Here is a 26,202-nt window from a genome sequence, read left to right as displayed (position 1 = left end):
GCGAATCCCGACAAGCGACTGTACTGTTCGCAAACCCCCATGGGCGCTTTTTTCCACATGCAAGCGCGGTTATAGGCTGTGCCCGACGATGATGGGCGCCTTTTTCTTCTCGATCGACCGGGCTGCGCGATGAGCGTGGCCGAGCAGGAGATCGTCAGTTTCGACAATGTCGGATTGCGTTACGGTACCGACCGCGAAATTCTGTCCAACGTGTCCTTCACGCTGTTTCCCGGGCGGTTCTATTTCCTCACCGGTGCAAGCGGTGCGGGCAAGACGTCCTTGCTGAGGCTGCTTTATCTTGCGCAGCGGCCTTCGCGCGGGGCGATCCGCATGTTCGGCACCGATGTGATCACCCTGCCCCGCGAACGGCTGCCCGCCTATCGCCGCCGCATGGGCGTGGTCTTCCAGGACTTCCGCCTGGTCGACCACCTTTCCGCCTTCGACAACGTCGCCTTGCCCTTGCGCGTCTCGGGCGTGCGCGAGGCCGATTTACAGGGCCCGGTGGCCGACATGCTCGAATGGGTCGGCTTGGCGCATCGCGCCGATGCCCGCCCCGCAACCCTGTCGGGCGGGGAACAGCAGCGCGTGGCGATCGCGCGGGCGGTCATCGGCCGGCCCGACATGCTGGTGGCGGACGAGCCGACCGGCAACGTCGATCCCGAAATGGCGCTCAAGCTAATCCGCCTGTTCGAAGCGCTCAACCGCCTTGGAACCACGGTGGTGGTGGCAACGCATGACGTGCACTTGCTGAGCAAGGTGCCCGATTCGCTGATCATGCGTCTGGACAAGGGGGTGCTGTCGGACCCCACTGGCGCATTGCGCTATCCCCCGCGCCGGATCGGGGCGGGGGAATGAAGAAGCCTCCCGTTCTTGCCGGTGCTGCCGAGCGTGGACTGTCACCTTTTCGCGGACGCCGCGCCGCGCATCTCTTGCCCCAGGCGCGGCTGGGTGGGCCGATGCCGTGGGTGATCGCCATCATGGTTGCCCTTACGGTGCTTGCCGCAGGGGGGGGACTTGCGCTCGCCAATCTCGCCGATCGGGCGCGCGGCGAACTGGCGGGCAGCGCAACCGTGCAGATCGTCGATCCCGACCCGCAATCGCGCTCGCAGCAAGCCGATGCAGCGGCCACCCTGCTGGTCCAGGACCCCGCGGTCGCCGGGCTGGCGATCGTCCCGCCCGAAAGCGTTGCGGATTTGCTCGAACCGTGGCTGGGCACTGACGATCCGGAACAGGCGGTGCCGCTGCCCGCGCTGATCGACCTGCGGCTGCGGGACGGCGCCGATGGCGCCACGCTGGACCGGCTGCGCAGCCTGCTGGCGGATGCGGCACCCGCTGCGCGAATCGATGCGCAGGCGCAGTGGCTGGCGCCGGTCCTCGATGCCCTGTCGGCGCTCGGCTGGATGGCGTTCGGACTGATCGGCCTGCTTGCCTTCACCAGCGCGGCGGCTGTGTGGCTGGCCGCGCGGAATGCACTGGGGGGCAATCGCGACACGATCGAGATCGTGCACCTGCTGGGCGGCAGCGACGCGCAGATCGCGCGGATATTCCAACGTTCGATCCTGGCCGATGCCGTGATCGGCGGCGCGCTGGGTCTGGTAATCGGGATGGCCGCCGTGTGGCTGATGGGGGCACAGTTCGCCGCGCTCGATTCGGGCCTCGTATCCAGCGGGGGGCTACAGGGCAGCGATTGGCTGGTCTTGGCCCTTGTCCCCGTGGGGGCGGTTGCTCTAGCGGTGCTGACAGCACGGTTTACCGTGCTCGCTTCGCTCAGGAAAATGCTGTGATCCTCCGCCTCTTCGCTGCAGCTGTGCTGGTCTATGCGTTCGGCTTCCTTGCCTTTGCCGTCTCGCTGCCCAAGCCGGTGAGTGGGCAGCGCACCGATGCCGTTATCGTGCTGACCGGCGGTCCGGGCCGCATCGCGCGCGGGCTGGAAGTGGTCGACGAGGGGCTGGCCGAGCAGATGTTCGTTTCCGGCGTCGATCCCGAAGTGACCCCGGCCGAATTCGCCAGCGAGTTCGACGTTCCGCGCCGGACAATGGAATGCTGCGTCAAGCTCGGATATCTCGCCGTCGATACGCGCAGCAATGCGGGCGAGGCCGCGCAGTGGCTCAAGGAACACGATTATACGAGCGTGCGCCTGGTAACCACCGACTGGCACATGGCGCGGGCGGCCTCCGAATTCGCCGGCACGCTGCCGCCGCAGATCGATGTTCTGAAGGACGCAGTGCCCTCGCATCCGAACCTGCCGACGCTGTTCCTAGAATACAACAAGCTGCTCGCAGCGGCGATTTCGCAAGGTCTGCCAGACTGATCCGCCTATGCGATTGTTGCGTAACCTTGCCTTCTACTTCGCTTTCTATCTGGGGAGCCTGCTGATTACCTCGGCATCGCTGGCGGTTCTGCCGTTCAGCGTGGAAGCGTTCCGCCGGCAGGTGCGCAACTGGTCGCAGTGGCAACGCTGGTGCCTCACGCATCTGCTCGGCTGCGAGATCGTGCTCGAAGGCGCGCCGCTGGCCGAACCGGTGCTCTATGCGATGAAGCACGAAAGCTTTTTCGAGGCGATCGATACGCCCGCACTGTTCAATTGCCCCAGCGTCTTCGCCAAGCAGGAATTGTTCAGCATCCCGTTGTGGGGGCGCGCGGCAGCGGCGTTCGGGCTGGTGCCGGTGGAACGCAATGCCGGGGCCCGCGCGCTGATGACCATGATCCGTTCGGCCAAGGCGCTCGCGGCGGATGGACGCCCCCTGGTGATTTTCCCCGAAGGGACGCGGGTGCCGCATGGCGAAAAGCGTGAACTGCAATCCGGCTTTGCCGGCCTGTACAAGATGCTCGGCCTGCCGGTGGTCCCGGTCGCGGTGGACAGCGGGCCGGTCTATCACCGGCTCTACAAGCAGCCCGGACGGATCACTTATCGCTTCGCCGAACCGATCCCGCCGGGCCTGCCCCGGGCCGAGGTGGAAACCAGGGTGCGCGAGGCGATCAACACGCTGAATCCCTGAGGACGCCACCCGGCGCGACGTTTTCGATCTTGCGAAAAAGGCATGCTGTGCAGTCATTTATGACGCTATGGAGTGGTCTCTGTAACACTAAATTGCGCATACGCGTCTGCCCGGTCTTATCGTAAACGGGTCGATAACCTTCTCCTGTCTATCGCGAGCGGATGGATTCGCCGTCCGTCCCCAATCCGAAACCGGAACAACTGCGCCTGGCTGCGCTGGGCGAGCTGGGCGTGCTCGACACCGAGGCCGAGCGCGAGTTCGACGCACTCGCGCGGGTTACGGCCTCGATCATGGGCGTACCCAATGCCGGGATCAGCCTGGTCGATGCCGATCGCCAGTGGTTCAAGGCCTCGCACGGGATCGAGATCGGGGAAACGCCGCGCGATATCGCCTTTTGCGATCAGGTGGTGGCTCGCGGCGAGGCGCTGCTGATCGCGGATACGCTCGAGTCCGAAGAGTTCGCCGCCAACCCGCTGGTCACCGGACATCCCAGGCTCCGGTTCTACGCCGGCGCGCCGCTGATGCTCGACTCGGGCGAGTGTGTCGGCAGCCTGTGTGCGCTCGATACGGTGCCGCATCCCGATTTCCCCATCGAGAAACTCGACCGGTTGCGCGATCTCGCGACACTGGCATCCGAGTTGCTCGAGGCGAGGGGGCGCCGATTGCGCGGCGAGATCGCCGCCAAGATCGTTTCGGCCACGCCGCATGCGGTCATGGCCGCCAACCACCGCGCCGAGATCGTCTACTGGAATACTGCCGCCGAGAAGATGTTCGGACTGCCCGCGGCCAAGGCCATCGGGCGCAATGTCATGACCATCATCCCGAAGAAGTTTCACCATGGTCACCAGGAACGCTTCGAAGCAGCCGCAGAAGGGGGGCCGACGCGCCTGGTAGGGACGTTCGTCGAACTCGAAGCGCGCCATGCCGACGGCACGGTTTTCCCGGTGGAACTGTCGTTGGCACCATGGGGCAGCCAGGACATGGGCGGGTTCGCCGCAGTCATTCGCGATACGACCGACCAGATGAAATTGCGCGCCGAACGCGACCGCAACAAGCAGTTCCTCGACGCGGTGGTGTCCAATCTGCCGTCGATGCTGTTCGTCAAGGACACCGACACGCGCCGCTACCTGCTGGTCAATCGCAAGGCCGAAGAGGTCATTGGTCGTTCCGCCGAGTCGATGAAGGGAAAATCGGATGCGGAACTGTTCCCGGGAGCGGGCCAGACCTTCGAACACAATGATCTTAAAGTGATCACCCAGGGGGGATCGAGCCAGACCGAAGCTGAATTCGAACGCGATGATGCCACGCGCGTCCATATTAGGACGACGCGGGTGCTGATCGATGGTCCCGACCGGCCCAACCAGTATCTGCTGGGATTGTCCGAAGACATCACCAGCATGCGTAAGACCGAGGCCGCGCGCTGGCGCCTGGCCAATTACGATACGCTGACCGGCTTGCTGAACCGCGGCAGCATGCTCGCCCAGATCGAACGTCTGATCGAGGCGGAGCACCGCTTCGCCATTTTGAACATCGACCTCGACCGGTTCAAATCGGTGAACGACCAGTTCGGCCATGTGACCGGGGACGAAGTGCTCAAGGTGGTCGGCGCCCGCCTTGCCGACCTGTCCGACGAGAACACCCAGATCGCCCGCATCGGCGGCGACGAATTCGTCTGCCTGATGACCGGCGAGCGGCTGCGGGAACGCGCGGCGCGGTGCGCGGAGATGATCATCGGCGGGCTCCGGCAACCGATCAAGACGCGGGGCATTACCGCGCATCTCGGGGCTTCGATCGGTGTGGTGCTCTACCCCGACGATGGCCGCTGCGTCGAATTGCTGCGGCAGAACTCCGACCTCGCCATGTACCGCGCCAAGAACGAGGCGAAGGGCGAACCGTGTTTCTTCGATGACGAGATGGATGCCGCGGAGCGCGATCGCCGCACGCTCGAGCGCGACCTGCGCACGGCGATCGAAGAAGGCCGGATCGACATCGCCTACCAGCCGATCGTCTGCGTTGCGACCGGGGAGATAACCAGTGTCGAGGCGCTCGCGCGGTGGAGCGAACCCGATCGCGGCGCAATCCCGCCCGACATTTTCATCGCACTTGCGGAGGACTGCGGGCTGATCGACGAACTGGGCGAACAGATCCTTCGCCGCGCCTGCATCGACGGTCTGGCCTGGCCGGAGAAGCTCAAGGTCGCGGTCAATCTCTCGCCGCGCCAGTTCTATTCGGGAATGCTTACCGATACCGTACTGCGCGTGGTCGAGGAAACGGGTTTCCCCGCCCACCGTCTCCAGTTCGAGATTACCGAGAACCTCGTCATTCAAAACGCGGCGGAAGCGTTCTCGCAACTGGAGGAGCTCAAGAGCCACGGGATCGGGATCTCGATCGACGACTTCGGCATCGGCTATTCCTCGCTGAGCTACTTCCAGTCGTTCAGCTTCAACAAGGTGAAGATCGACAAATCGTTCGTGTCCGAACTCGACCATTCCAAGGCCGCGAAGGCAATCGTCCAGGCGGTGGTCGGATTGGCCACGCAGCTCTCGATGTCCGTAGTGGCCGAAGGGGTGGAAACGCCGTTGCAGCGCCAGATGCTCGAAGACCTCGGCTGCAGCCATCTTCAGGGCTATCTTATCAGTCGCCCCGTCTCAGCCAGTGCGATCAGCGCCATGGTGATTTCCGAAGCAGCGCTGTTGCCGGCCTGATCTGGATCCAGCCGTCTGAGCTTCGGCGCTTAGTGGTCCTTGCGCCCGAAATCGGGGCGCGCATCATCCTGGCCTTCATCGATGATCGACCGACGGATGGTGCGGGTACGGTCGAACAGGTCGAACAGCGTATCCCCATCGCCGTTGCGAATTGCCCGCTGGAGCAGGCTGAGATCCTCGGTGAACCGCCCGAGCACCTCGAGCACGGCATCGCGGTTCGACAGGAAGACATCGCGCCACATCGTCGGATTGCTGGCCGCGATACGCGTGAAATCGCGAAACCCGCCCGCCGAATATTTGATGACTTCGCCGCGGGTGACCTCTTCCAGGTCGGATGCGGTCCCGACGATGGTATAGGCGATCAGATGCGGAATGTGGCTGGTCACCGCCAGCACGAGATCATGGTGCCGCGCATCCATGACCTCGACCGTGGCGCCGAGCCCGACCCAGAAATCCGCCAGCGCATCGACCGCGGTCTGCGGCGTATCCTCGGCCGGCGTCACGATGCACCAGCGCTGCCGGAACAGCGTGGCAAAGCCTGCATCCGGACCGCTGTTCTCGGTCCCGGCAACCGGATGTGCGGGAATGACGATGGCCTCGGGGAGGGCTGCGCCCAGCGCTTCGCACACGCTGCGTTTCGACGAGCCCACGTCGCTGACGATGGTGCCGGGCGTGATATGCGCCGCAATCGCCTGCGCGGCGGCTGCCATCGCGCCCACCGGCACGCACAGGATGACGAGATCCGCATCGCGAACGGCGTCGGCCGGCGTTTGCCCGACCGTATCGACCAGGCCCCGCGCCGCCGCCTGCGCGCGGACGTCGCCATCGGCATCCCAGCCCGTGGTGGTCAGGTCGGGCAGGTTTTCGCGTACTGCGAGGCCGATCGACCCGCCGATCAGTCCCAGGCCGATGATCGCGACACGGCGGATGGTCATGCCGCGTTCCCGCACAGGCGCTGCAACACGCCGGCGATATCGTCCATCTGGCTGGCTGTGCCGATGGTGATGCGCAGCGCCTGCGGCAGACCCTGGCCCGGCAGATGACGCACCGCATAGCCCGCTTCGGCAATCGCCTTCAGCGCGGTTTCCGCCTGCAGCGCGCCTTCGAACAGGACCAGCACGAAATTCGCCTTGCTGGGGACCGCACGCAGCCCGTGATTGCCGAGCGCTTCGATCACCTGTGTAAAGCGCTTGCGCTCTTCGCGGTTGGCCTCGCGCGAACGGGTAACAAATCCGTGGTCGTTTACCGCGGCGATCGCAGCGCGCTGTCCGCCTGCGGTGACATTGAAGGGGCCGCGGATGCGGTTGAGAACGTCGATCAGCTCGGGGGCGCCCGTCGCCCAGCCGATCCGCTCTCCTGCCAGGCCATAGATCTTGGAGAAGGTCCGCGTGACCAGTACGTTTGCGGCATTAGCAGCAAGCGCGAACCCGCCATCGGCCTCCTCGGGTTCGAGATATTCGGCATAGGCCTGATCGAGCACGAACAGGACGTCGGTGGGCAGGCCGGCGTGCAGGCGCCCGATTTCGCTACGCGGCAGGTACGTGCCCGTGGGATTGTTCGGATTGGCGAGGAAGACCACCCGCGTGCGATCGGTCACCGCAGCCAGCATCGCATCGACATCGGCGCCGAAATCGGCATCCCCGACTTCGACCGGTGTCGCACCGCAACGGCGTGCGGCAATATCGTAGACCGCGAAGCTGTAACGGCTGAACAGCACTTCGTCGCCCGGCCCGGCAAATCCCTGCGCGGCAAGGTTGAGCAATTCGTCCGATCCGGTGCCGCAGACGATCCGCGCTGGATCGATGCCGTGTTCGCGGCCCAGCGCCGCGCGCAATGCGCTGGCGTCCGGATCGGGATATTCTGCGGGGGCGTGATCGCGCGCCAGCGCCGCCAGCGCTGCGGCGCTGCAACCCAGCGGGTTTTCGTTGGCGGACAGCTTGGTCAGCCTGCGCCCGTCCGCGCCGGTGGACTTGCCCGGAACATAGGCGTGGATGCCCGCAATCCAGGGCTTCATCACGGGTTTTCCCGCGCGTGTATCGTTCTCTGCCATAGCGGCTTTGTCGCATGGAAGAATATCGGCCCTTCGACAAGCGGCAGGCTTGTGGTTAGAGGCAGGCTTTGATTGTTTCCGTCCAAGGTCCGATTGTGTCCACCGCCTCGCAAACCCTTGTCCTGCCTCATGCCCTGCCGCTCGATGGCGGCGGCGAACTGGGGCGTGTCGAGATTGCCTACGAAACCTATGGCACGCTCGATGCGGACCGATCGAACGCCATTCTGCTGTGTCACGCGCTGACCGGCAACCAGCATGTCGCCTCGCCGCATCCGGTGACCGGCAAGCCCGGCTGGTGGCAGCGCATGGTGGGACCGGGCAAGCCGATCGATACCGACCGCTTCCACGTCATCTGCGCCAATGTGATCGGCAGCTGCATGGGCTCGACCGGGCCGGCCAGCGACGCGGGCGATGGCAACCCGCATGCGATGCGCTTCCCGGTCATCACGATCCGCGACATGGTGCGCGCGCATGTCGGGCTGCTCGACACGCTGGGGATTGTTCGGCTGCATGCGGTGGTCGGCGGATCGATGGGCGGGATGCAGGCGCTGAGCCTGGCGGCGAACTGGCCCGAGCGCGCCGAGCGCGTGCTGGTGATTGCCTCGACCAGCCGCCATTCGGCACAGAACATCGGCTTTCATGAACTGGGGCGGCAGGCGATCATGGCCGATCCGCGCTGGCAGGGCGGCGATTACTACGGCGGCGAGGCGCCCGAAAACGGGCTCGCTGTCGCACGGATGGCGGCGCATATCACATACCTGTCGGAAGAAGCGCTGACCGCAAAGTTCGGGCGCAATCTGCAGGATCGCCCCGATGGGTCGAAAGGCGCCAAGACATTCGGGTTCGACGCCGATTTCCAAGTCGAAAGCTATTTGCGCTATCAGGGCAGCGGGTTCAGCCGCCGCTTCGATGCCAACAGCTACCTCTATATCACCCGCGCGATGGACTATTTCGATCTGGCAGAAGAACATGGCGGGCGGCTGGCAGATGCTTTCGCTGGCACCACGGCACGCTTCTGCCTTGTGAGCTTCGACAGCGACTGGCTCTATCCCACGGCCGAAAGCCGGCATGTGGTCCACGCGCTCAATGCAGCGGGTGCTGCGGTCAGTTTTGTTGAACTATCGGCCCCGCATGGCCATGACAGCTTCCTCCTCGATGTCCCCGCGCTCGACCGGGTCGTGGAAGGTTTTCTCGGATGACCCTGCGCGCCGATCTTGCCGTGATCGCCAACCATGTCACGCCTGGCAGCCGCGTGCTCGATATCGGCTGCGGTGACGGTGCGCTGATGCTGGCGCTGCGCGAAAAGCAGTGCGACGTCCGCGGGATCGAAATCGATGGCGCCAGTGTCGAGCGCTGCGTTGCACAGGGCCTGTCGGTCGTACAGGGCGACGCCGATCGCGACCTGCGCGATTATCCCGACAAGGGGTTCGATTACGCGGTGCTCAGCCAGACGCTGCAGACCGCGGTGCGGCCCGACCGCATGCTCGACGAATTGCTGCGGGTGGGCACGCGGGCCTTCGTCAGCTTCCCAAATTTCGCGCACTGGCGCACGCGCGCCGCGCTGATGTTCGGTGGGCGCATGCCAGTGACACGAAGCATCCCGGTAAGCTGGTACGAAACGCAGAACATCCACCACGTTACCATCAGCGATTTCCGCGATCTGGCGCGTGAGAAGGCAGCGACGATCGAACGCGACTGGTATTTCGCCAGCCGTGGCCCGATCGGCCGGAGGGGCGCCAATGCGCGCGCCGAATTTGCCGTGTTCGAACTTTCACGCTGAGAATTGCGCGTGCTCGGACGCGCAGGCGGGGGATGACGGAAATTCGGTCGTGCATCCCCCCGGTGCGGCGATCACCCGGCGCGGTGCAGGCCGCAGATCTTGTGTCCGTCGAGATCGCGGAAATAGCACAGGTGCATCGCCCCCATAGCGCTTTCGCGCAGGCCCGGCGGGTCTTCGATGCTGGTGCCGCCCGCGGCGATCGCGGCATCGTGCAGTTCCTTCACCTGTTCGGGCGAATCGCATTTAAAGCCGATGGTCATGCCATTGGCGCAGGTCGCGGGTTCGCCGTCGATCGGCTGCGACAGCGCCAGCACATTGCCGCCATGCATGAAGAAGACGCGCTTGATCCCGCTGTCGAGCGTGTTGTCCATCGCCCCTTCGACACCGATCACCTTGAGCACCTTTTCATAGAACGCCTTGGATTTCTCGATATCGTTGGTGCCGATCATGATGTGGTTGAACATCGCATCTCTCTCCTTTGAGTTTCGTTTCGCCACCTTAACCGTGCGCAGTGGCGAGACAAGCGACGATCGGCATCCGGAGTAGCTTGCGGTTCATCCGTGCGGGTCTAGAAGCAGGACATGACCATGCTTCTCGCACCGCTCGCCCTTTCCTTCATGCAGGTTGCCTCGGCCGCACCGGCCGCTCCGTTGCCCGATCTGACGCTCGAACAGTCGGGCGCGCTGCGCTGTTCGGTCGCCTTCGGGCTGGTCCACAAGGCGCAGCGCGCGGGCGAGGACGGGGCAGTCGGCTATCCCGTGATGGCCGAGCGCGGACAGGAATTCTTCGTGCGCACGACTGCACGGCTGATGGACGAACTCGGCGCGGATCGCAGGACGATCATGGGGCTGGTGATGCGCGAACACACGGCGCTGGCCGAAACTCCCGAGCAATTGGACGAGGTCATGCCTGCCTGCCTGATGCTGCTCGACGCCGCGGGGCTCTGATCGCTTCGCTGGGCATTCCGGCACAGCATTCGCCGCGGCCGGAATGCGCGCAATTTTATGCGTAGAGTACCGCGGCCCAGTGGACGCATGCCCCGGGCTTGTGGCAAGGCAATCAATCCATGTGGCAGCTCTACCAATTCCCCCTGTGCCCGTTCAGCCGCAAGCTGCGCCTGCTGATGGGCGAGAAGAACATTGCCTACGAACTGGTGCGCGAACACCCGTGGGAAGGGCGCGACGAATTCTGGCATCTGAACCCGGCCGGACGCACGCCGGTGCTGCACGATGCGGGCCGCGGCGTCAGCCTGTCGGACAGCCAGGCGATCTGCGAATTTCTCGAGGAAACGGTCGAGCGCAACCCGATGATCAACGGTTCCGCGCTGCAACGCGCCGAGATCCGCCGGCTCGTCGCGCTGTTCGACGAGAACCTCTATGCCGATGTTTCAGGGCCCTTGCTGCACGAACGGATGAAGAAGCGGCTCGTGTTGCGCCAGCCGCCCGATTCGCGCGTCCTGCGTGAAGCGATGAAGAACGCGCATGCACATCTCGACTATATCGACTGGCTGGTGGATACCCGCCAGTGGCTTGCCGGGCCGACGCTCGGCCTCGCCGATCTCGCCTGCGCAGCACAATTGTCGGTGGCGGATTACCTCGGCGGGATCGACTGGAAGGGCCACGAACAGACGCGGCACTGGTATTCGGTGATGAAGAGCCGCCCCAGCTTCCGGCCGCTGCTCAGCGAGAAGATGGAAGGGCTGCCGCCGCCCCCGCATTACGCGCTGGTCGACGCCTGACCGGCTATTTCTGGCACAGGGGGCAGAACCACGTGCTGCGCCCGCCCTGCACGATCCGCCGCACGGTCCCGCCGTCATCGCGGTGGCAGGCGTCGCCTTCGCGGCCATAGACATGGAAGCGGGTAGCGAAATAGCCGAGATTGCCATCGGGCTGCGCGAAATCGCGCAGCGTCGAGCCGCCGTCTTCGATCGAGCGCGTGAGCACATCCTTGATCGCCGGGATGAGCCGCCTGAGCTGCGGCATGGTTACCTTGCCGCCGGCCTTGCGCGGGTGAATGCCCGCCTGCCACAGCGCTTCGCACACATAGATATTGCCCAGGCCCGCCACGATCCGCTGGTCGAGCAGCAGCAGCTTGATCGCCTGCTTGCGGCCGCGTGTCGCCTCGCGCAAATGCTCGGGCGTCAAATCGGCGCCCAGCGGTTCGGGGCCAAGCGCGGCAAAGGGCGGCCATAGATCGAGTTCGGGGGCGAGCAGCAGGTCGACCGAGCCGAAACGGCGCGGATCGTTGAGCGCGAAGACATGGCCCTCGGTCTCCAGCACCAAATGATCGTGCTTGTCCGCTGCTTCGGGATCGATCCGCCAGCGCCCGCTCATGCCGAGATGGAACACCATCGCATGGTCACGGTCGGTATGGAGGATGCCGTATTTCGCGCGGCGCGACAGGCCCGAGACGGTCGCCCCGGTCAGCGCCTGCACCAGATCGGGCGGGAAGGGGCGCCGCATGTCGGGCCGGTTCACCCGCACGCTGGTGATCCGCTCGCCCTCGAGAAATCTGGCAAGCCCGCGGACGGTGGTTTCGACTTCGGGAAGCTCGGGCATCTGAAAATCTCGTCACCCCGGCGAAAGCTGGGGTTGTTGTCGGAGGGCGATCCCAGCTTTCGCTGGGATGACGGGCTAATTCAAGGCCTTTGCCGCGGCCGCAATTCCCCCTAAGGCCCCCGCATGAGCGAAACCGTTTCCTTCGGCTACGAAGATATCGATGCTGCGGAAAAGACCGGCCGCGTGGGCGAGGTTTTTTCCAATGTCGCCGCCAAATACGACGTGATGAACGACGCGATGAGCGTGGGCATGCACCGCTTGTGGAAGGACCGCTTCGTCAAATGCGTCAAACCGCAGCCGGGCGAAGCCATTCTCGACATGGCGGGCGGCACCGGCGACATCGCTTTCCGCATGGCCGAAAAGGGCGCGAGCATCACTGTCTCGGACATCAACCAGGACATGCTCGATGTCGGGATCGAGCGCGCGATGGAGCGCGGGATCGACGGGCTGGTATGGTCGCGCCAGAATGCCGAGGAACTGAGCTTTTCGAGCCGTATCTTCGATGCCTACACGATTGCGTTCGGGATCAGGAATGTCACGCATATCGACCGGGCGCTGAAGGAAGCGCATCGCGTGCTGAAATATGGCGGGCGCTTCTTCTGCCTCGAATTCAGCACTGTCGAATGGCCCGGCTTCAAGGAAGCCTACGACCTCTATTCGCACAAGCTGGTGCCGCAGATCGGCAAGGCGATTGCCAATGACGAGGACAGCTATCGCTATCTCGTCGAATCGATCCGCCGCTTCCCCGACATGCCCGGCTTCGAACGCATGATCCGCGCGGCGGGTTTCGAAAACACCCGCGTCGAACCGATTCTCGGCGGGCTCGTCGCGATCCATTCGGGATGGAAGGTCTAGGGGTGGCACGGCCCTCGACGCATATCTGGCGCCTGCTCAAATGGGGGCGCACGCTGGCGCGCCACGGAGCGCTGCGGGGGATCGAAAGCGATCCCAACACGCCCGCACCGATCAAGCGGCTGGCACGCATTGCGCGTTTCGGCACCCGGCAACCCGACACCCCCGACTACGCCGGAGCGTTCCGTGACATCGGCCCCGCCGCGATCAAGCTGGGCCAGACACTCGCCACCCGCCCCGATCTGGTCGGAGAAGAGGCAGCCCGCAATCTGCTCATGCTGCAGGACAACCTGCCGCCGGTGGATTTCGCCGAGATCCGGGCCAGCATCGAAGCCAGTTTCGAGCAACCGATCGAGGCGCTGTGGGCCGAATTCGACCCGGTGCCAATCGGCGCGGCGTCGATCGCGCAGGTCCACCGCGCGGTTACCACCGAAGGCCGGCAGGTCGCGGTCAAGGTGCTGCGTCCCGGCGTGCGCGAACAGTTCGCCCGCGACATCAGTACCTATGAGTGGGCAGCGGCGCATCTCGAGAGCTTCGGCGGCGAGGCCGCGCGGTTGCGGCCCCGTCTGATCATCGCCAATTTCAAGCGCTGGACCAATCGCGAGCTCGACTTGCGGCGCGAGGCGGCAAGCGCCTCCGAACTGGCCCAGCACATGGTCGGCACGGCTGGCTATGAAATCCCCGGGATCGACTGGGACCGGACCAACGGCCGCGTGATGACGGTCGACTGGATCGACGGAATCAAGATCAGCAACACCGAGGCGATCCGCGCAGCAGGGCACGACACGGCGGAACTGGCCAGCCGGCTGGTGCTCGCTTTCCTCAAGCAGGCGATCGCGGCGGGCTTTTTCCACGCCGACATGCACCAGGGCAACCTGTTCGTCAAAGCCGACAGCACGATCGCGGCGATCGACTTCGGCATCATGGGGCGGATCGATCGCCGCGCGCGTATGTGGTTGGCGGAAATCCTCTACGGGCTGACGACGGGCAATTACAAACGCGTCGCCGAAATCCATTTCGAAGCGCAATACGTGCCCAGCTATCACGATGTCGACGAGTTCGCGACAGCGCTGCGGGCGGTGGGCGAACCGATGCGTGGCAAACCGGTCAGCGAACTGTCGGTCGGACAGATGCTCGATGGGCTGTTCGCGATTACCCGCGATTTCGACATGCAGACGCAGCCGCACCTGCTGCTGCTGCAGAAAACCATGGTGATGGTCGAAGGCATCGCAACGCAGCTCGATCCCGCAATCAACATGTGGGATGTCAGTGCGCCCTACGTGCGCAGCTGGATCCGCGATGAACTCGGCCCCGAGGCCGCGCTCGCCGATCGCATCCGCGAAGACACCGGAACGCTGCTGCGGATTCCCGAACTTGTCCGCCGTATAGAGGAACGCTTTCCCCCCAAGGGTGGCGCCCCCGAAGCGCCGCCGCTGCCCAAGGTTGAATTGATGTGGGAAAGGCGCCGCCGCAAGGCGCGCGGTCGCGGAATGCTGGGCTATGCTTTCGCGGCAGTGGCAGGGGGGCTCGCCGCATGGGCAGCGACAACACAGGGGTGGATCGGCTGACCGGCACCGGCGCGGGCTATGCCCCGCGCTGGGACCGTTTCGCTCGCTGGGGTCGCTGGCCGGCCCGGGCGCTCCTCGCGCTGGTCGCGGCACTGCTGCTGCTTGCTGCGCTGACGCCGCTCGACCGCGAACACACCGTACCGCCGTTGGCACGCGATACGCATACCGCCCTCGTCCAGCCCACGCGTGACGACGATCTGGCCTTCTATGATCGCGTGATCGAGCGGATCGCTGGCGGCGAATCCTATTACGACTTCATTGTCGAAGAGCAGCGCGCACGCGATTATCCGGTTCGCCCGGGGATTACTGTCCGTCTGCCAACACTTGCTTATCTCCATGCCATACTGGGCGAGTTGTGGATGACCGCACTGGCGGCGGTTTTGCTGGCTGCCACTCTTGCTGCCTGGTGGCACCGCTTGGGGGATGAGCCGGGTGGTGAGCGTCACCGGGTCGTCGCCATCGCGCTGCTGGCGGCAAGCGCAACGCTCGGTCTCAACCGATGGTTTTTCGTCTTGCACGAATTATGGGCGGGGATGCTGATCGCGCTGGCGTTCGGCCTGCATCGGCCGGGCCGTTGGGGCTGGGCACTGGCGGTGACCGCGTTGGCGCTCGCCATTCGCGAACATGTCCTGCCCTTTGTGCTGCTGCTCGCAGCGATGGCGGCATGGCGGCGCGACTGGACGGAGGCAGCCGCCTGGGCCGGGCTCGTCCTCCTGTTTCTCGTGGGAATAGGCGCGCATCTGGCGCTGCTGTCGCCGCAGATACTGGCGAGCGATCCGCAAGGCCCGGGCTGGCTAGCCCTGCGCGGACTTGCTGGATGGCTCGGCAACGTGGTTCTGAGCTCGAACCTCCGGTTCCTACCGCATGGTATCGCCGGGCCGATCGTACTCCTGGCATTGCTGGGCTGGGCAGGGTGGAAATCCGCAGCAGGCACCACCGGCACCCTGCTTTATCTCGGATACGGGATTGCCTTCATGCTCGCCGGACGCGCCAACAATTTCTACTGGGGCGCGGTGGTCGCGCCAGCCATTTTTGTCGGTCTTGCCTTTCTTCCGATGGCAGGAGCGTCCCTGCTTCGAGCGGCGCGGGGGCGCTGATGAGACTTCCCGAACATCCGCTTGCTGGGCTGTCCCCGAGGATGGCACTGTTGTTGGCTGTCATCGCCCTGCTTGCCTGCGTGTGGAACGGGTTTGCGCTCGAGATGCGGGATGCGGCTCATACGGGCGACATCGCGGAGCGTCTCGAACGCGGCGAGCGTCTCGATATGGATCTCTACCGTGCAATCAACGGCCGGGTTGCCGCAGGCGAAAGCTATTACACCGCCGCGGCAACTGAGCACCGCGTCTTTGGCATGCCGACCGCACCATTCGTGACGATGCGCACGCCCGTCCTGGCATGGACCACCGCCCTGTGGGGCGCGGATGGCTGGCGGATCATCGCTGTCCTGTTATGGGCAGCCAATATCCTCGCCTGGTACGGTGCATTGCGTAGAAGCGGCCGTTCGACCGCATTGGCAGCAGCTGCTCTGGCTGCAGCGTTTGGCATGGTCGGCTTTATCCCCGACATTGCCTTCAGCCACGAACTGCTTGCCGGGATGATGCTGTCGCTCGCGCTTGCGCTGTCGGCGGGCCCCGGCTGGCTTGCAGGTTTGCTCATGGCGACCTGTGCGATCGCGCTGCGCGAACTCGCACTGCCGTTTCTGGGGGCCTGGGGTGTGGTTGCCTGCCTTGCGGGCGAGCGAGGCAAGGCGCTGGCAATTGCGGGTGCGCTGCTTGCTTTGCTGGTCGGCTTCACCGTGCACGCTGCGATGGTGGATGCGGTTCGCGCGCCGGGCGATCTCGTCTCGATAGGATGGAGCGGCCTGTTGGGACCCGCGCTGCCGCTATACGGCATTCATGTGACCACATTACTGCAGACATTGCCGAGCTGGCTTGCAGGGACGCTCGGAGTGCTTGCCTTGCTCGGCTGGCTCGGGGCGGGTGGCCGGCTGGGCATGTTCGCGGCGCTGTGGTTCGCAGGCTTCATCACTGCCGTAGCGCTGTTCGCGCGGCAGGAGAACTTCTACTGGATGGGGCTGTTCGTCCCTGCTTACGGCGTGGGTCTCGCGCTGGTTCCTCGCGCCCTGGCCGACCTTGCAAGGGCGGTCAGGCAGCAGCGGCTTGCCCGGAGCCCCACGCGCGTATCGCAATGATGATCACGATGCAGTGGAACCCTTCCACCGCCATCGGCACCATCCACCCTTCATAGGGCCCCTGCGCCACGACATTGATGAAGCGTCCGATGAAGGCGATGCCGAACAGGCCGAGCGCCGGCAGCAACACCTCGCCCCGCCGTTTCCATGCGCCCCACGCCAGCGACAGCGCGGTGACATAGAAGAAGGCGGTCATGTCGCCCCGCAATGTCGATTCGCCGTGGGTCGAGGCGATCGTCAGGCCGAAGTCGCTCGCCGCGCTGGCGGGATCGACGAGGAAACTGGTACCCAGCACCAGGTCGAGTATCGCAAGGGCCAACAAAATCGCGCTCAGGATCACATGCATCGAAACCTCCCCGTTTCCTTTTCTTTCACCATACAAGGTTAAGGAGTATCGCGTAAAACGCCAGTGCTACACGCTGGCAATACCAAACGGGGGGCGCTAGCAAGCGCGGCAATGACACACTGGCTATGCATTTGCCGAACCGTACCGGCGCGTCCGGAGCCACCGCTGCAAGGCGCAGTCCCGGCGTGAACGGCCCGAAGATCCTGCTCGTCATTGGCGGCGGCATAGCGGCCTATAAGTCGTGCGAACTCGTGCGCCTGATCCGCAAGGCCGGCGGCGAAGTGACCTGCGTGCTGACGAAGGGCGGCCAGCAATTCGTCACGCCCATGGCGCTTGCCGCGCTGAGCGAGAACAAGGTCTACACTTCGCTGTTCGATCTCAAGGACGAGGTCGAGATGGGGCATATCCAGCTGAGCCGCGAAGCCGACCTGGTGGTGGTGTGTCCGGCAACCGCCGACCTCTTGGCCAAGATGGCCGCCGGGATCGCCGACGACCTCGCCACCACGCTGATACTGGCGACCGACAAGCCGGTGCTGACCGTGCCGGCCATGAACGTGCGCATGTGGGAGCATTCGGCGACCCAGCGCAACGCCGACTGGTTGCGCCAGGCGGGTGTCGCAGTGATGGACCCCGACGAGGGCGCGATGGCCTGCGGCGAATTTGGCGCCGGGCGGATGCCCGAACCGCCGTCCATCCTCGCGCGGATAGCGCAGGAGCTCGATCTCGACCTCGATTTGCCCGAACTCGGCGCTCCGGTGCCTGCGCAGCTTGCCGCGCCCGCGCAAAGCGTGCCGCTCGGCGAGACGCTCGAACCTTCGGAGCTTATGTTCGAGGATGACGGGGAGGAAGAAGACGATACCCCCAGCGGCGGCGGGCTGGGCGGCTTGCTGTCGATGATCATTCCGCGGACGACGGAAACCCGCACCCACGAGGAAATCGAGGCCGAACTCGAAGAGCTGCCCGAAGCGGGCGATGAAGCCGGCTTCGAGGGCGCGGAACTACCCGAACCGTCCGAACCCGATCCCGCCGCAGGACCGATCCTGGCGACCAAGGGCAAGGCTTCGGCAGCCCCGCCGACCGATCCCGGGGCGTTGGCTTACGGCGACGATGGCCACGCGATGCCGCAGGCCATGGCCGACGCCTTCCAGACGGAGGCCGCAGCCTTCGACGCTTCGCCGCTGGCGGGACAGGCGGCGTTCGATCCCGATCCCGAACACCGGCCGCTCTATGGCAAGCATGTGCTCATCACCGCGGGCCCGACGCGCGAACCGATCGACCCGGTGCGCTATATTGCCAACCGGTCCAGCGGGAAGCAGGGCTTTGCCATCGCCGCGATGGCCGCAGCGGCAGGGGCCCGCGTTACTCTGATCGCCGGACCTGTGCACCTGCCCACCCCGGTCGGGGTCGACCGCATCGACGTCGAGACCGCCGAGGACATGGCCGAGGAAGTGCGCCGCGCACTGCCGGTGGATATCGCCTTCATGGTCGCCGCGGTTGCGGACTGGAAGAGCCGGCATGTCGCGGGCGAGAAGATGAAGAAACGCGGCTCGGCGCCGCCCGCGCTGATCCTCGCGGAAAACCCCGATATTCTTGCCAGCACGGCGGCGGGTCGCAAGCGCCCGACCTTGCTGATCGGCTTCGCCGCCGAAACCGAGAACGTGGTCGAAAATGCCAAGTCCAAGCGCAAGCGAAAAGGCGCCGACTGGATCGTGGCCAACAATGTCGCAGGCGATATCGGCGAAAGCGTGATGGGGGGCGACCTCAACCAGGTCCATATCGTCACCGCGCGCGGGGTTGAGAGCCTGCCCGAGATGGCCAAGGAAGACGTCGCGCGCGAACTGGTGCTGCGTGCCGCGGAAGCGCTGGTGCCGGGGGATGACGCCGATGACTGATCCGGTGGGCGTGCAGGTCAAGCGGCTGCCGCATGGCGAAGGACTGGCGCTACCCGCCTATGCCACCGATGGCGCGGCGGGGATGGACGTGCTTGCCGCCGAAGACCTGACGCTGGCGCCGGGACAGCGGCGTGCTGTCGCTACCGGTCTCGCGGTCGCAATTCCGCAGGGTTTCGAAATCCAGGTCCGCCCGCGATCGGGCCTCGCGCTCAAGCACGGGATAACCGTGCCCAACACGCCAGGGACGATCGACAGCGATTACCGCGGCGAGATCAAGGTCATCATGATCAACCACGGGACGGAAGATTTCGCGATCGCCCGGGGCGACCGGATCGCACAGCTGGTGCTGGCCCCGGTCACGCAGGCCGCGTGGCACGAGGTGGGCGAGCTCGATGCGACCGTTCGCGGTGAAGGCGGCTTCGGCTCGACAGGCGGCCACGCGAAACTGGGCTGAGCGCCGGTACGAAAAAGGCGGCCCGCTCGCGGACCGCCCTTCGCTTGGCTGAATTTTCACCCGCGCGGATCAGTCGATCTTGCGCACGGTGGTTTTTTCGGGCGCGATCGAGATACGCAGCGTTTCGCCCGAATTGCCGGGGAAATCGGTAAACATCGCTTCGACGAGGTTGGGCACCAGATACTGCAGCCGGTTCGAGGTCGAAATCGCCTGCGCCTGGCCTTCGAACAAGCGTTCGCCCGTCGCGGCGCGGTCGATCTTCATGTCGATCTCGCTGGTGTAGACGGTGTAGCTGCGGACTTCCTGCCCGCCGAACCACGGGTCGTAATAGCCATAGCCCCAGCGGCTGCCGACATAGCGCGGGCGGTAATAGCCGGTCCGCGCACGGTAGCCGTACCACGGCGAATAGAACGGGTCGCTGAAGCCGGTCGACCGCACGCGTTCGCGGCCCTTGTCGACCTCGTAGTCGAAACGGACGAGCAGCGAAGCGTCTTCGGGCGATGCAGCCTGGGCATAGCCGAGGCTCGACATCTGCGCTTCGACGAGGTCGGCATATTGCGCGAACTCTAGCCCGCCGGCGAGCGCCGGATCATCGGCCACGACGAAATAGGTTTCCCCCTGCGGGGCGGGCAACTGCGTCTGGAAACGCGAGACATCCGCCTTGAACGGGGTGGCACAGGCTGCGAGGCCTGCAAGGATGACGGGAACGGAGGCGAGCTTGAGTTTGCGCCCCCAACCCTGGTTCAGGTTGGTCATGCTCAGTCCTTTGTACTGTTGGCGTTTCTTACACGGAAACGCGATCGTGCGCAGCCCACCGCTTGCCCGAGGCACACTGCCATTAGCTGTGCATGGCTATGGACGAATGGCGATTAACCCGGATTGAATGTCCGGATTCACATTTGATGCGATGACCGCGCGCTTAACGCACCAGCCCAAGCGCAGAATATGTCGCGTCGAGCGTGGGGCGCGCTAGTTCGCGGGCTTGGCTGGCGCCGCGCGCCAGTATCGCATCGAGCGCCTCGCGGTCGTCGAGCAGCTCGTTGAACCGGGTGGAGATCGGTCGCAGCGTTTCGACCAGCAGTTCGCCCAGCGCGGGCTTGAACTTGCCGAAACCCTCGCCGCCGTATTCGCCCAGCACGGCCTCGACCGTGGTGTCGGCAACCGCAGCATAGATCGTGACGAGGTTCAGCGCTTCCGCCCGGCCGACCAGCCCGCCTGCCTCGCTCGGCAGCGGTTCGGGATCGGTCTTGGCCTTTTTGACCTTCTTCATCACCGTATCGGCATCGTCGGCCAGTTCGATCCGGCTCATCTCGGACGGGTCGGACTTGCTCATCTTCTTGGACCCGTCGCGCAGGCTCATGATCCGGGCGGCCTGCGGCGGTGTGATCGCTTCGGGCAGGGTGAAGACCGGCGTATCCTCACCAGCGAAATCGTTGTTGAACTTCTGCGCGATGTCGCGTGCCAGTTCGAGATGCTGTTTCTGGTCTTCGCCGACGGGAACATGCGTTGTCTGGTAGAGCAGTACATCGGCGGCCTGCAGCACCGGATAGGCGAACAGCGCGACCGATTGGCCTTCGCGGTTCTTGCCCGCCTTGTCCTTCCACTGCGTCATGCGGTTGAGCCAGCCCATTCGTGCGGTTCCATTGAGCAGCCACTGCATTTCCGCATGCGCGGGGACCTGCGCCTGGTTGAACAGGATGCTCCGGTGCGGATCGATCCCGCAGGCGACCACGGCCGCGGCCATTTCCAGCGTGCCGCGGTGCAGTTCGGCCGGATCGTGCGGCATCGAAATGGCATGCAGGTCGGCGAGGAAGAACAGGCATTGCTCGCCGTCCTGCATATCGTCCTGCATGCGCACCCAGTTGCGGATCGCCCCGAGGTAATTGCCGAGGTGGAGATTGCCGGTGGGCTGGATGCCGGAAACTACCCGCATGTCAGGACGCATGAATTCTCTCAATCAGGTTCGGGCCGGCCAGGATCGGCCCGTCGGGTTCAGGTCTGGCGGCGCAGCAGCCGGGCGATCGTCGCCCGGTCGAGCACCCCGAGGAGGATCGCCGCGATGCCGTAGACCGCAGTGCCCGTCAATGTCACCGCGGCGATCCCGCCCGCACGCTGGAGTATCGTGCCGTCGAACCACGGGTCCAGCGGACCCATCAGCGCCCACAGCGCGAGCGCCATCGCCAGCGCGGCGATGAAGATTCGCACGATCCGCCCCGCGATCCGTGACGGCAGGCGGAAATACCCGCGCCTGACCAGGATCGCGTAAAGCAGCATGACATTGCACCACGCGCCGATCGACCCTGCCACGGCCAGCGCCAGCACGCCCAGGCGCGGGACCAACAGGATATTCAGCCCCACCGTGACCACCAGCGACGCCGCAGCGGTGAACACCGGGGTGCGCGTGTCTTTCCGGGCAAAGAAATTGGGCGTCAGCACCTTGATCAGCACATAGGCGGGCAGGCCGATCACCAGCCCGCTGACCACCGTGCCGGTATTCAGGGCATCTTCGACGCTGAACGCGCCGCCAGCGAAGAACACGCGGGTGAAGGCGCTGCCCGATACGAACAATGCCGCAGCCGCGGGCACGGTCAGCAGCATCGCCAGCTCGATCGCGTTCGATTGCAGCCGCTGCGCCTCGTCGTTCTCCTCGCGCGAGAGGTAGCGCGACAGGGCGGGGAGGATGGCGGTGCCCAGCGCGATCCCGATGATCCCCAGCGGCAGCTGGTTCCAGCGGTCAGCCATTGCGAGATAGGTGTAGCTGCCGACCTCCAGCGTAGAGAGGAAGAACAGGTCGACGAAGCGGCTGATCTGGTAGATGCCCGCACCGAACACCGCAGGGACGATCAGCACACCCAGTTCCTTTACCCCGGGCGAGACCCGCGGCAGCAGCAGGCGGATCCGAAAGCCCGCGCGGTGCATCCAGAACGCCAGCCACACCAGTTGCAGCAGGCCCGAGGCGCTGAGCGCGACCGATTGCCAGAACGCACTTTCGCGGCGCGCCATCACCCCTTCGCCCAGCGATGCGCCGTATAGCAGCGCTGCGATCAGGCAGAGGTTGAGCAGCACCGGTGCCGCCGCCGCGGCAGCGAAGCGCGACAGCGAGTTGAGCACGGCGGCGACTAGCGTCGCAAGGCTCATGAACAGGAGGTAGGGGAAGGTAATCCGTGCCATCATCACCGCGATCGGCAAGGCTTCGGGATCGCTTTCGAGGCCGTCGGGTGCGAAATAGGCGACCACCCACGGCATCGCCACCATCGCCAGCCCGCCAAATACGATCAGGATCGGCAGCAGCAGCGACAATACGCTTTCGGCGAAGCGCTGGGCCTCGCTCTGCCCTTCGACCATCCGCCGGTTGAAAAGCGGCACGAAGGCGCTGGCAAAGGCGCCTTCGGCGAACAGGCGGCGGAAGATGTTGGGCAGCATGAAGGCCAGCTGCCACGCGTCGCCCATCGGCGTTGCGCCGAGCACGCGCGCGACCAGGATGTCGCGCACGAAGCCGAAGACGCGGCTGACCGCGGTCAGTCCGCCGATGGTCCCGACGTTCTTGAGCAGGCTCACCTGTCAGAGCCTCCCGGGCGAATCAGCGGCTCAGGCTTCGCCGGCGGGCGGGGTCGCCGCGGCGCCCTGCTGCTGTTCCTGCGCGCGCGCAGCCAGCTGCTGCTGGTAGAGCGCGCCGAAATCCATCGGATCGAGCATCAGCGGTGGGAAGCCCGCATCGCGGCTGGCATCGGCAATGACGCGGCGCGCGAAGGGGAACAGAATTCGCGGGGCTTCGGCGAACAGGAAAGCGTGCGCCTGCTCGTCGGGCAGATTGCGCATGCCCATCAGCCCGCAATAGTCCAGATCGATCAGATAGAGCGTGCCCTGGCTGGTCTTGGCGCTGCAGGTAACCTTCAGCGTCACTTCGTGAACGTCTTCGGCGATCTTGTCGGCGGCGATGTTGACCTGGACGTCGAGCTGCGGCTGCTCGTTCCACTGGTAGCACTGCGGCGCGCTGGGGTTCTCGACCGAAAGGTCCTTGATATATTGCGAGATCACGCCCGCGCTGGGCTGGTTGTCGGCCCCGTTGGCGCCCGCTGCGGGATTGTTCAGGTCGGTGAGAACGTCGCCTTCGTCGGCCATGTGCATTCGCTTTCCATTTATCCGATAATGCCGCCCGCGCGCGCCATTTCCGGGCGCAGCGGGCCTTCGGTGCGCGCGCCTAGCACTGTCGGACGAGTTTAGCAATCCGCGACCCGGCCCGGTGGTGCGCGGCGCGGCGGCGGGGCCGCAGGACCATTGTCGGTTTGTATTTCCTTCCTATCTAGGGCAGGACAGATGTTGGACTGCCGGAGGCGCGTTGCCTTCGCGAATGAAGTTGGGAAGCAGGTTAATCACGTGATCACCGAGATCGTCATCCTCGCCATGATCGCCGCCTTTCTGGGGTTGCGGCTCTATTCGGTGCTCGGCCGTCGGTCGGAGCATGAAGAAGAGGTGGTGCCGCATCGGTTCGAGCGCGCGGATACGCCTGCGCAGGCCGAGAATGCACCGCGTCCCGCCCGCCAGCCGGTGGTGCTGCGCGGGAACGACAATGCGGCTCCGGCCAGCGAGGCAGGCGTGCGCGCCATCGCCGCGGCCTCGCCGGGCTTCGACCTGCTGGGTTTCCTCGAAGGTGCCAAGGGCGCTTACGCGATGATTCTGGAGGCCTTCTGGAAAGGCGACAAGGATACGCTGCGCGAACTGACCGATGGCGACGTCTACGAAAGCTTTGCGCAGGCCATCGACGCGCGCGAAGAAGCGGGCGAAACGCTCGACAACCGGCTGATCAGGATCGAGGACGCGACCGTGCGTTCGGCCGATCTCGATGGCCGCATCGCGCGCATTGCGGTGCTCTTCGTGGCCGATATCGCCGCAGTGACCCGTAGCGCGGAAGGCAATGTCGTGGCCGGTTCGCTCGACGACGCGATCGAAAGCCGCGACGTCTGGACCTTCCGCCGCAATGTCGATGCCGCCGATCCCAACTGGGTTCTCGACGAAACCGACGAAGGCTGACGCGCCGCTCGATCCGGGGGGGAGGGATGATGCGCTACCTGCTGGTAATCGCGGCCACGCTGGCGCTGGCTGCCTGCGTCCGCGTCGTGCCCGAGATGCGCCCGCAGACCCCGGTCGCCATGCCGCCCGGCACCGTCTCCAGCGCCGCCTTCGCACCCGTTTCTCGCGGCCTTAAGGTAACCGAACTGGGCATCGGCGCCGATGATGCGGGTACCGCGCTCGTCTCGTTTCTCGAATCCTGTCCCGCTATCCTGCGCCGCGAGGACCAGAGCGGTCTGACCTTTGCCGACGACTGGCGCCCCGCCTGCGAGGCCGCCGCCACCTGGCCGGTCTCGGACGCGCGCCGGTTCTTCGCCAGCTATTTCGAAACCGCCCGCGTGGGCGATGGGGCAGCCTTCGCCACCGGCTATTACGAGCCCGAGATCCGCGGCAGCCGGACGCGCGCGCCGGGATATGACGTGCCCGTCTATGCCATGCCTCCCGAACTGGTGCGCGCATGGCCCGACGATATGCCTGCGAGCGAGCGGAGCGGGCGCCCGCCGCTGGGCCGGTATGACGCCAGCGGGCGCTTCGTCCAGTTCCACGATCGCACTGCGATCGAACTCGGCGCGCTCGAAGGGCGCGGGCTCGAGATCGCCTGGGCTGCCGATCCGGTCGAGCTGTTCTTCCTGCAGATCCAGGGTTCGGGTCTGCTGCGCCTGCCCGACGGCTCGCTGATGCGGATCGGCTATGCCGGGCAGAACGGCCGCGAATATGTCGGCATCGGCCGCGTGATGCGCGAACGCGGACTGATCGGCGAAGGCACCGATTACGCCACTTCGATGCAGGGCATCATGGCGTTCATCCGCGACAATCCCGCGCAGGGGCGCGATATCATGCGCCTCAACAAGAGCTGGATTTTCTTCCGTGAACTGAACAGTGACGGCCCGCTCGGGTCGCTCGGGGTGCCCGTCCGGCGCGAAGCATCGGTCGCGGTCGATCCCAATTTCGTCCCCTATGGGGCGCCGGTCTTTCTCGACATGGAACGCGACGAGGCCGACGGGCTCTGGATCGCGCAGGACACCGGCGGGGCGATCAAGGGCACCAATCGCTTCGACACCTTCTGGGGCAACGGCGGCGATGCCCGCGAAATCGCCGGCAGCATGAGCGCCAGCGGATCGGCTCTCGTCCTGCTGCCGGTGGGTACGCTCGACCGTCTCGAAACGCGGCGGTGAGCTCCCCGCGCGGACTGTCCGACGAAGAAGCTGCTGCGTGGGAAAAGCTCGCTGCGACAGTCGAACCCCTGCATCCGCTGCGCCCCGTCCAGCCGCAACCCGCGCATGAGGCCAAGGCGCCGGCCCCGCCGAAAAAGCAGGCGAAGAAACAGGTGTCCCCCGCAAGGCCCCGCCCGGTCCCCGCGCCCCCGCCGCGGAACATCGCAGCGCCCGATCGCGGGCTCGATTCGCATTGGGACCGGCGGCTCAAGGGCGGGCAGTTGCAGCCCGAAGTGACCATCGACCTGCACGGCCACACGCTCGACGGTGCCTATGACCGGCTGATGAGCGGCGTAGCGCAGGCCCGCGCCATCGGCGCGCGCAGCATATTGCTGGTGACCGGCAAGCCGCGCCCGGTGGCAGCGGCCGACCGCGGCACGCAGCGCGGTGCCATTCGCGCCAAGGTGCTCGACTGGCTGGCCGCCTCGAGCCACCATCCCGCGATTGCCGCCGTTCGCCGCGCGCACCAGCGCCATGGCGGCGACGGCGCGCTCTACATCGTGCTCAAGCGCGAACGTTAGCG

At 65.3% G+C, this 26,202-nt stretch carries 27 protein-coding genes; 18 read left to right on the top strand and 9 right to left on the bottom strand.

The features are described 5' to 3' along the window. Positions 1-129 precede the first annotated feature (129 nt). The 5 genes from ftsE (at position 130) to SJY12_RS09110 (ending at position 5,704) form a co-directional block, all read left to right on the top strand. Positions 130-855: a cell division ATP-binding protein FtsE gene (gene ftsE / locus SJY12_RS09130; RefSeq protein WP_050599520.1), complete on the top strand. Its 726-nt coding sequence runs from the start codon at positions 130-132 to the stop codon at positions 853-855. Further along, a complete protein-coding gene (locus SJY12_RS09125; protein ID WP_397505153.1) occupies positions 852-1,784 on the top strand; it encodes a cell division protein FtsX in 933 nt (310 codons plus the stop codon). Before ftsE ends, SJY12_RS09125 begins: the two co-directional genes overlap by 4 nt. Then, entirely contained in the window at positions 1,781-2,311 is a 531-nt protein-coding gene (locus SJY12_RS09120; RefSeq protein WP_050599487.1) for a YdcF family protein, read from the top strand. The genes SJY12_RS09125 and SJY12_RS09120 overlap by 4 nt, the downstream gene beginning before the upstream one ends. Before the next feature lie 7 nt (positions 2,312-2,318). Next, a complete protein-coding gene (locus SJY12_RS09115) occupies positions 2,319-2,999 on the top strand; it encodes a lysophospholipid acyltransferase family protein (RefSeq protein ID WP_397505152.1) in 681 nt (226 codons plus the stop codon). 161 nt (positions 3,000-3,160) lie between these two features. Then, positions 3,161-5,704, top strand: a complete 2,544-nt coding sequence (locus SJY12_RS09110) for an EAL domain-containing protein (RefSeq protein WP_397505151.1) — start codon at positions 3,161-3,163, stop codon at positions 5,702-5,704. 29 nt (positions 5,705-5,733) lie between these two features. On the opposite strand, the gene SJY12_RS09105 is transcribed toward SJY12_RS09110, so the two are convergent. Continuing rightward, positions 5,734-6,639, bottom strand: coding sequence for a prephenate/arogenate dehydrogenase family protein (locus SJY12_RS09105; protein ID WP_397505150.1), 906 nt, complete (start codon positions 6,637-6,639; stop codon positions 5,734-5,736). Further along, positions 6,636-7,754 carry a histidinol-phosphate transaminase gene (gene hisC, locus SJY12_RS09100; RefSeq protein ID WP_397505149.1) on the bottom strand — a complete coding sequence of 373 codons (1,119 nt, stop codon included), beginning with the start codon at positions 7,752-7,754 and terminating at the stop codon, positions 6,636-6,638. Before hisC ends, SJY12_RS09105 begins: the two co-directional genes overlap by 4 nt. A gap of 95 nt (positions 7,755-7,849) precedes the next feature. Between hisC and SJY12_RS09095 the strand changes: the two genes are divergently transcribed. Beyond that, positions 7,850-8,953 carry a homoserine O-acetyltransferase gene (locus tag SJY12_RS09095; protein ID WP_397505148.1) on the top strand — a complete coding sequence of 368 codons (1,104 nt, stop codon included), beginning with the start codon at positions 7,850-7,852 and terminating at the stop codon, positions 8,951-8,953. Beyond that, positions 8,950-9,534, top strand: coding sequence for a methionine biosynthesis protein MetW (metW, locus tag SJY12_RS09090; RefSeq protein WP_397505147.1), 585 nt, complete (start codon positions 8,950-8,952; stop codon positions 9,532-9,534). The genes SJY12_RS09095 and metW overlap by 4 nt, the downstream gene beginning before the upstream one ends. Before the next feature lie 71 nt (positions 9,535-9,605). Here metW and SJY12_RS09085 read toward each other — a convergent pair whose 3' ends face one another. Next, positions 9,606-9,998, bottom strand: coding sequence for a VOC family protein (locus SJY12_RS09085; RefSeq protein WP_050599481.1), 393 nt, complete (start codon positions 9,996-9,998; stop codon positions 9,606-9,608). Between the two features lie 117 nt (positions 9,999-10,115). Between SJY12_RS09085 and SJY12_RS09080 the strand changes: the two genes are divergently transcribed. Both SJY12_RS09080 and SJY12_RS09075 read left to right on the top strand, forming a co-directional pair. Next, positions 10,116-10,481 carry a hypothetical protein gene (locus SJY12_RS09080; protein WP_397505146.1) on the top strand — a complete coding sequence of 122 codons (366 nt, stop codon included), beginning with the start codon at positions 10,116-10,118 and terminating at the stop codon, positions 10,479-10,481. Between the two features lie 119 nt (positions 10,482-10,600). Continuing rightward, positions 10,601-11,272: a glutathione S-transferase family protein gene (locus SJY12_RS09075; RefSeq protein WP_063507133.1), complete on the top strand. Its 672-nt coding sequence runs from the start codon at positions 10,601-10,603 to the stop codon at positions 11,270-11,272. Between the two features lie 4 nt (positions 11,273-11,276). On the opposite strand, the gene mutM is transcribed toward SJY12_RS09075, so the two are convergent. Beyond that, a complete protein-coding gene (gene mutM / locus SJY12_RS09070) occupies positions 11,277-12,092 on the bottom strand; it encodes a bifunctional DNA-formamidopyrimidine glycosylase/DNA-(apurinic or apyrimidinic site) lyase (RefSeq protein WP_397505145.1) in 816 nt (271 codons plus the stop codon). A gap of 123 nt (positions 12,093-12,215) precedes the next feature. Between mutM and SJY12_RS09065 the strand changes: the two genes are divergently transcribed. The 4 genes from SJY12_RS09065 to SJY12_RS09050 are packed head-to-tail and all read left to right on the top strand — an operon-like array spanning position 12,216 to position 16,703. After that, on the top strand, positions 12,216-12,947 hold the full coding sequence (locus SJY12_RS09065; protein WP_397505144.1) for a class I SAM-dependent methyltransferase: 732 nt from the start codon (positions 12,216-12,218) through the stop codon (positions 12,945-12,947). Positions 12,948-12,949: 2 nt separating this feature from the next. Then, positions 12,950-14,512 (top strand): 2-polyprenylphenol 6-hydroxylase, encoded by a 1,563-nt coding sequence (ubiB, locus tag SJY12_RS09060; RefSeq protein ID WP_397505143.1) that lies wholly within the window; start codon positions 12,950-12,952, stop codon positions 14,510-14,512. Continuing rightward, positions 14,479-15,609, top strand: coding sequence for a hypothetical protein (locus SJY12_RS09055; protein WP_397505142.1), 1,131 nt, complete (start codon positions 14,479-14,481; stop codon positions 15,607-15,609). The genes ubiB and SJY12_RS09055 overlap by 34 nt, the downstream gene beginning before the upstream one ends. A gap of 53 nt (positions 15,610-15,662) precedes the next feature. Continuing rightward, positions 15,663-16,703 (top strand): hypothetical protein, encoded by a 1,041-nt coding sequence (locus tag SJY12_RS09050; protein ID WP_397505140.1) that lies wholly within the window; start codon positions 15,663-15,665, stop codon positions 16,701-16,703. On the opposite strand, the gene SJY12_RS09045 is transcribed toward SJY12_RS09050, so the two are convergent. Further along, a complete protein-coding gene (locus tag SJY12_RS09045) occupies positions 16,657-17,049 on the bottom strand; it encodes a hypothetical protein (RefSeq protein WP_063506850.1) in 393 nt (130 codons plus the stop codon). The genes SJY12_RS09050 and SJY12_RS09045 overlap by 47 nt on opposite strands. Before the next feature lie 185 nt (positions 17,050-17,234). On the opposite strand from SJY12_RS09045, the gene SJY12_RS09040 reads away from it, so the two are divergent. Both SJY12_RS09040 and dut read left to right on the top strand, forming a co-directional pair. Further along, the gene (locus SJY12_RS09040) at positions 17,235-18,941 is read left to right on the top strand and encodes a phosphopantothenoylcysteine decarboxylase (protein ID WP_397505138.1); all 1,707 of its coding nucleotides are present in this window, start codon (positions 17,235-17,237) and stop codon (positions 18,939-18,941) included. Then, entirely contained in the window at positions 18,934-19,395 is a 462-nt protein-coding gene (dut, locus tag SJY12_RS09035; RefSeq protein ID WP_397506685.1) for a dUTP diphosphatase, read from the top strand. The genes SJY12_RS09040 and dut overlap by 8 nt, the downstream gene beginning before the upstream one ends. Before the next feature lie 69 nt (positions 19,396-19,464). On the opposite strand, the gene SJY12_RS09030 is transcribed toward dut, so the two are convergent. The 4 genes from SJY12_RS09030 to secB all read right to left on the bottom strand — a co-directional run bounded on the left by SJY12_RS09030 (position 19,465) and on the right by secB (position 23,517). Beyond that, positions 19,465-20,151, bottom strand: a complete 687-nt coding sequence (locus tag SJY12_RS09030; protein ID WP_050599474.1) for a DUF4136 domain-containing protein — start codon at positions 20,149-20,151, stop codon at positions 19,465-19,467. Positions 20,152-20,314: 163 nt separating this feature from the next. Further along, positions 20,315-21,328: a tryptophan--tRNA ligase gene (gene trpS, locus SJY12_RS09025; RefSeq protein WP_160766063.1), complete on the bottom strand. Its 1,014-nt coding sequence runs from the start codon at positions 21,326-21,328 to the stop codon at positions 20,315-20,317. 59 nt (positions 21,329-21,387) lie between these two features. Beyond that, positions 21,388-22,953, bottom strand: a complete 1,566-nt coding sequence (gene murJ / locus SJY12_RS09020) for a murein biosynthesis integral membrane protein MurJ (protein ID WP_397505137.1) — start codon at positions 22,951-22,953, stop codon at positions 21,388-21,390. 30 nt (positions 22,954-22,983) lie between these two features. Then, positions 22,984-23,517 (bottom strand): protein-export chaperone SecB, encoded by a 534-nt coding sequence (gene secB, locus SJY12_RS09015; protein ID WP_050599471.1) that lies wholly within the window; start codon positions 23,515-23,517, stop codon positions 22,984-22,986. A gap of 255 nt (positions 23,518-23,772) precedes the next feature. On the opposite strand from secB, the gene SJY12_RS09010 reads away from it, so the two are divergent. From SJY12_RS09010 to SJY12_RS09000, 3 genes are read left to right on the top strand one after another with little or no spacing between them, the layout of a single operon-like run. Further along, positions 23,773-24,426 carry a Tim44/TimA family putative adaptor protein gene (locus tag SJY12_RS09010; RefSeq protein ID WP_397505136.1) on the top strand — a complete coding sequence of 218 codons (654 nt, stop codon included), beginning with the start codon at positions 23,773-23,775 and terminating at the stop codon, positions 24,424-24,426. A 29-nt stretch (positions 24,427-24,455) separates the two neighbouring features. Continuing rightward, positions 24,456-25,640, top strand: a complete 1,185-nt coding sequence (locus tag SJY12_RS09005; RefSeq protein WP_397506683.1) for a murein transglycosylase A — start codon at positions 24,456-24,458, stop codon at positions 25,638-25,640. Further along, positions 25,637-26,200: a Smr/MutS family protein gene (locus SJY12_RS09000; protein ID WP_269420639.1), complete on the top strand. Its 564-nt coding sequence runs from the start codon at positions 25,637-25,639 to the stop codon at positions 26,198-26,200. Before SJY12_RS09005 ends, SJY12_RS09000 begins: the two co-directional genes overlap by 4 nt. The last annotated feature ends 2 nt before the right edge of the window (positions 26,201-26,202 follow it).

The sequence above is a fragment of the Qipengyuania sp. R86523 genome (assembly GCF_044596365.1).
GTDB classification, from domain to species: Bacteria; Pseudomonadota; Alphaproteobacteria; order Sphingomonadales; family Sphingomonadaceae; genus Qipengyuania; species Qipengyuania citrea.
This window is presented reverse-complemented; position numbering and strand designations above follow the sequence as displayed.

Coding starts and splice junctions, on each gene's coding strand:
- ftsE (WP_050599520.1), top strand. CDS start 130: ATGAGCGTGGCCGAGCAGGAGATCGTCAGTTTCGACAATGTCGGATTG.
- SJY12_RS09125 (WP_397505153.1), top strand. CDS start 852: ATGAAGAAGCCTCCCGTTCTTGCCGGTGCTGCCGAGCGTGGACTGTCA.
- trpS (WP_160766063.1), bottom strand. CDS start 21,328: ATGCGGGTAGTTTCCGGCATCCAGCCCACCGGCAATCTCCACCTCGGC.
- hisC (WP_397505149.1), bottom strand. CDS start 7,754: ATGGCAGAGAACGATACACGCGCGGGAAAACCCGTGATGAAGCCCTGG.
- dut (WP_397506685.1), top strand. CDS start 18,934: ATGACTGATCCGGTGGGCGTGCAGGTCAAGCGGCTGCCGCATGGCGAA.
- SJY12_RS09005 (WP_397506683.1), top strand. CDS start 24,456: ATGCGCTACCTGCTGGTAATCGCGGCCACGCTGGCGCTGGCTGCCTGC.
- secB (WP_050599471.1), bottom strand. CDS start 23,517: ATGGCCGACGAAGGCGACGTTCTCACCGACCTGAACAATCCCGCAGCG.
- SJY12_RS09030 (WP_050599474.1), bottom strand. CDS start 20,151: ATGACCAACCTGAACCAGGGTTGGGGGCGCAAACTCAAGCTCGCCTCC.
- SJY12_RS09115 (WP_397505152.1), top strand. CDS start 2,319: ATGCGATTGTTGCGTAACCTTGCCTTCTACTTCGCTTTCTATCTGGGG.
- SJY12_RS09110 (WP_397505151.1), top strand. CDS start 3,161: ATGGATTCGCCGTCCGTCCCCAATCCGAAACCGGAACAACTGCGCCTG.
- SJY12_RS09085 (WP_050599481.1), bottom strand. CDS start 9,998: ATGTTCAACCACATCATGATCGGCACCAACGATATCGAGAAATCCAAG.
- SJY12_RS09065 (WP_397505144.1), top strand. CDS start 12,216: ATGAGCGAAACCGTTTCCTTCGGCTACGAAGATATCGATGCTGCGGAA.
- SJY12_RS09105 (WP_397505150.1), bottom strand. CDS start 6,639: ATGACCATCCGCCGTGTCGCGATCATCGGCCTGGGACTGATCGGCGGG.
- SJY12_RS09055 (WP_397505142.1), top strand. CDS start 14,479: ATGGGCAGCGACAACACAGGGGTGGATCGGCTGACCGGCACCGGCGCG.
- mutM (WP_397505145.1), bottom strand. CDS start 12,092: ATGCCCGAGCTTCCCGAAGTCGAAACCACCGTCCGCGGGCTTGCCAGA.
- SJY12_RS09075 (WP_063507133.1), top strand. CDS start 10,601: ATGTGGCAGCTCTACCAATTCCCCCTGTGCCCGTTCAGCCGCAAGCTG.
- SJY12_RS09080 (WP_397505146.1), top strand. CDS start 10,116: ATGACCATGCTTCTCGCACCGCTCGCCCTTTCCTTCATGCAGGTTGCC.
- metW (WP_397505147.1), top strand. CDS start 8,950: ATGACCCTGCGCGCCGATCTTGCCGTGATCGCCAACCATGTCACGCCT.
- SJY12_RS09045 (WP_063506850.1), bottom strand. CDS start 17,049: ATGCATGTGATCCTGAGCGCGATTTTGTTGGCCCTTGCGATACTCGAC.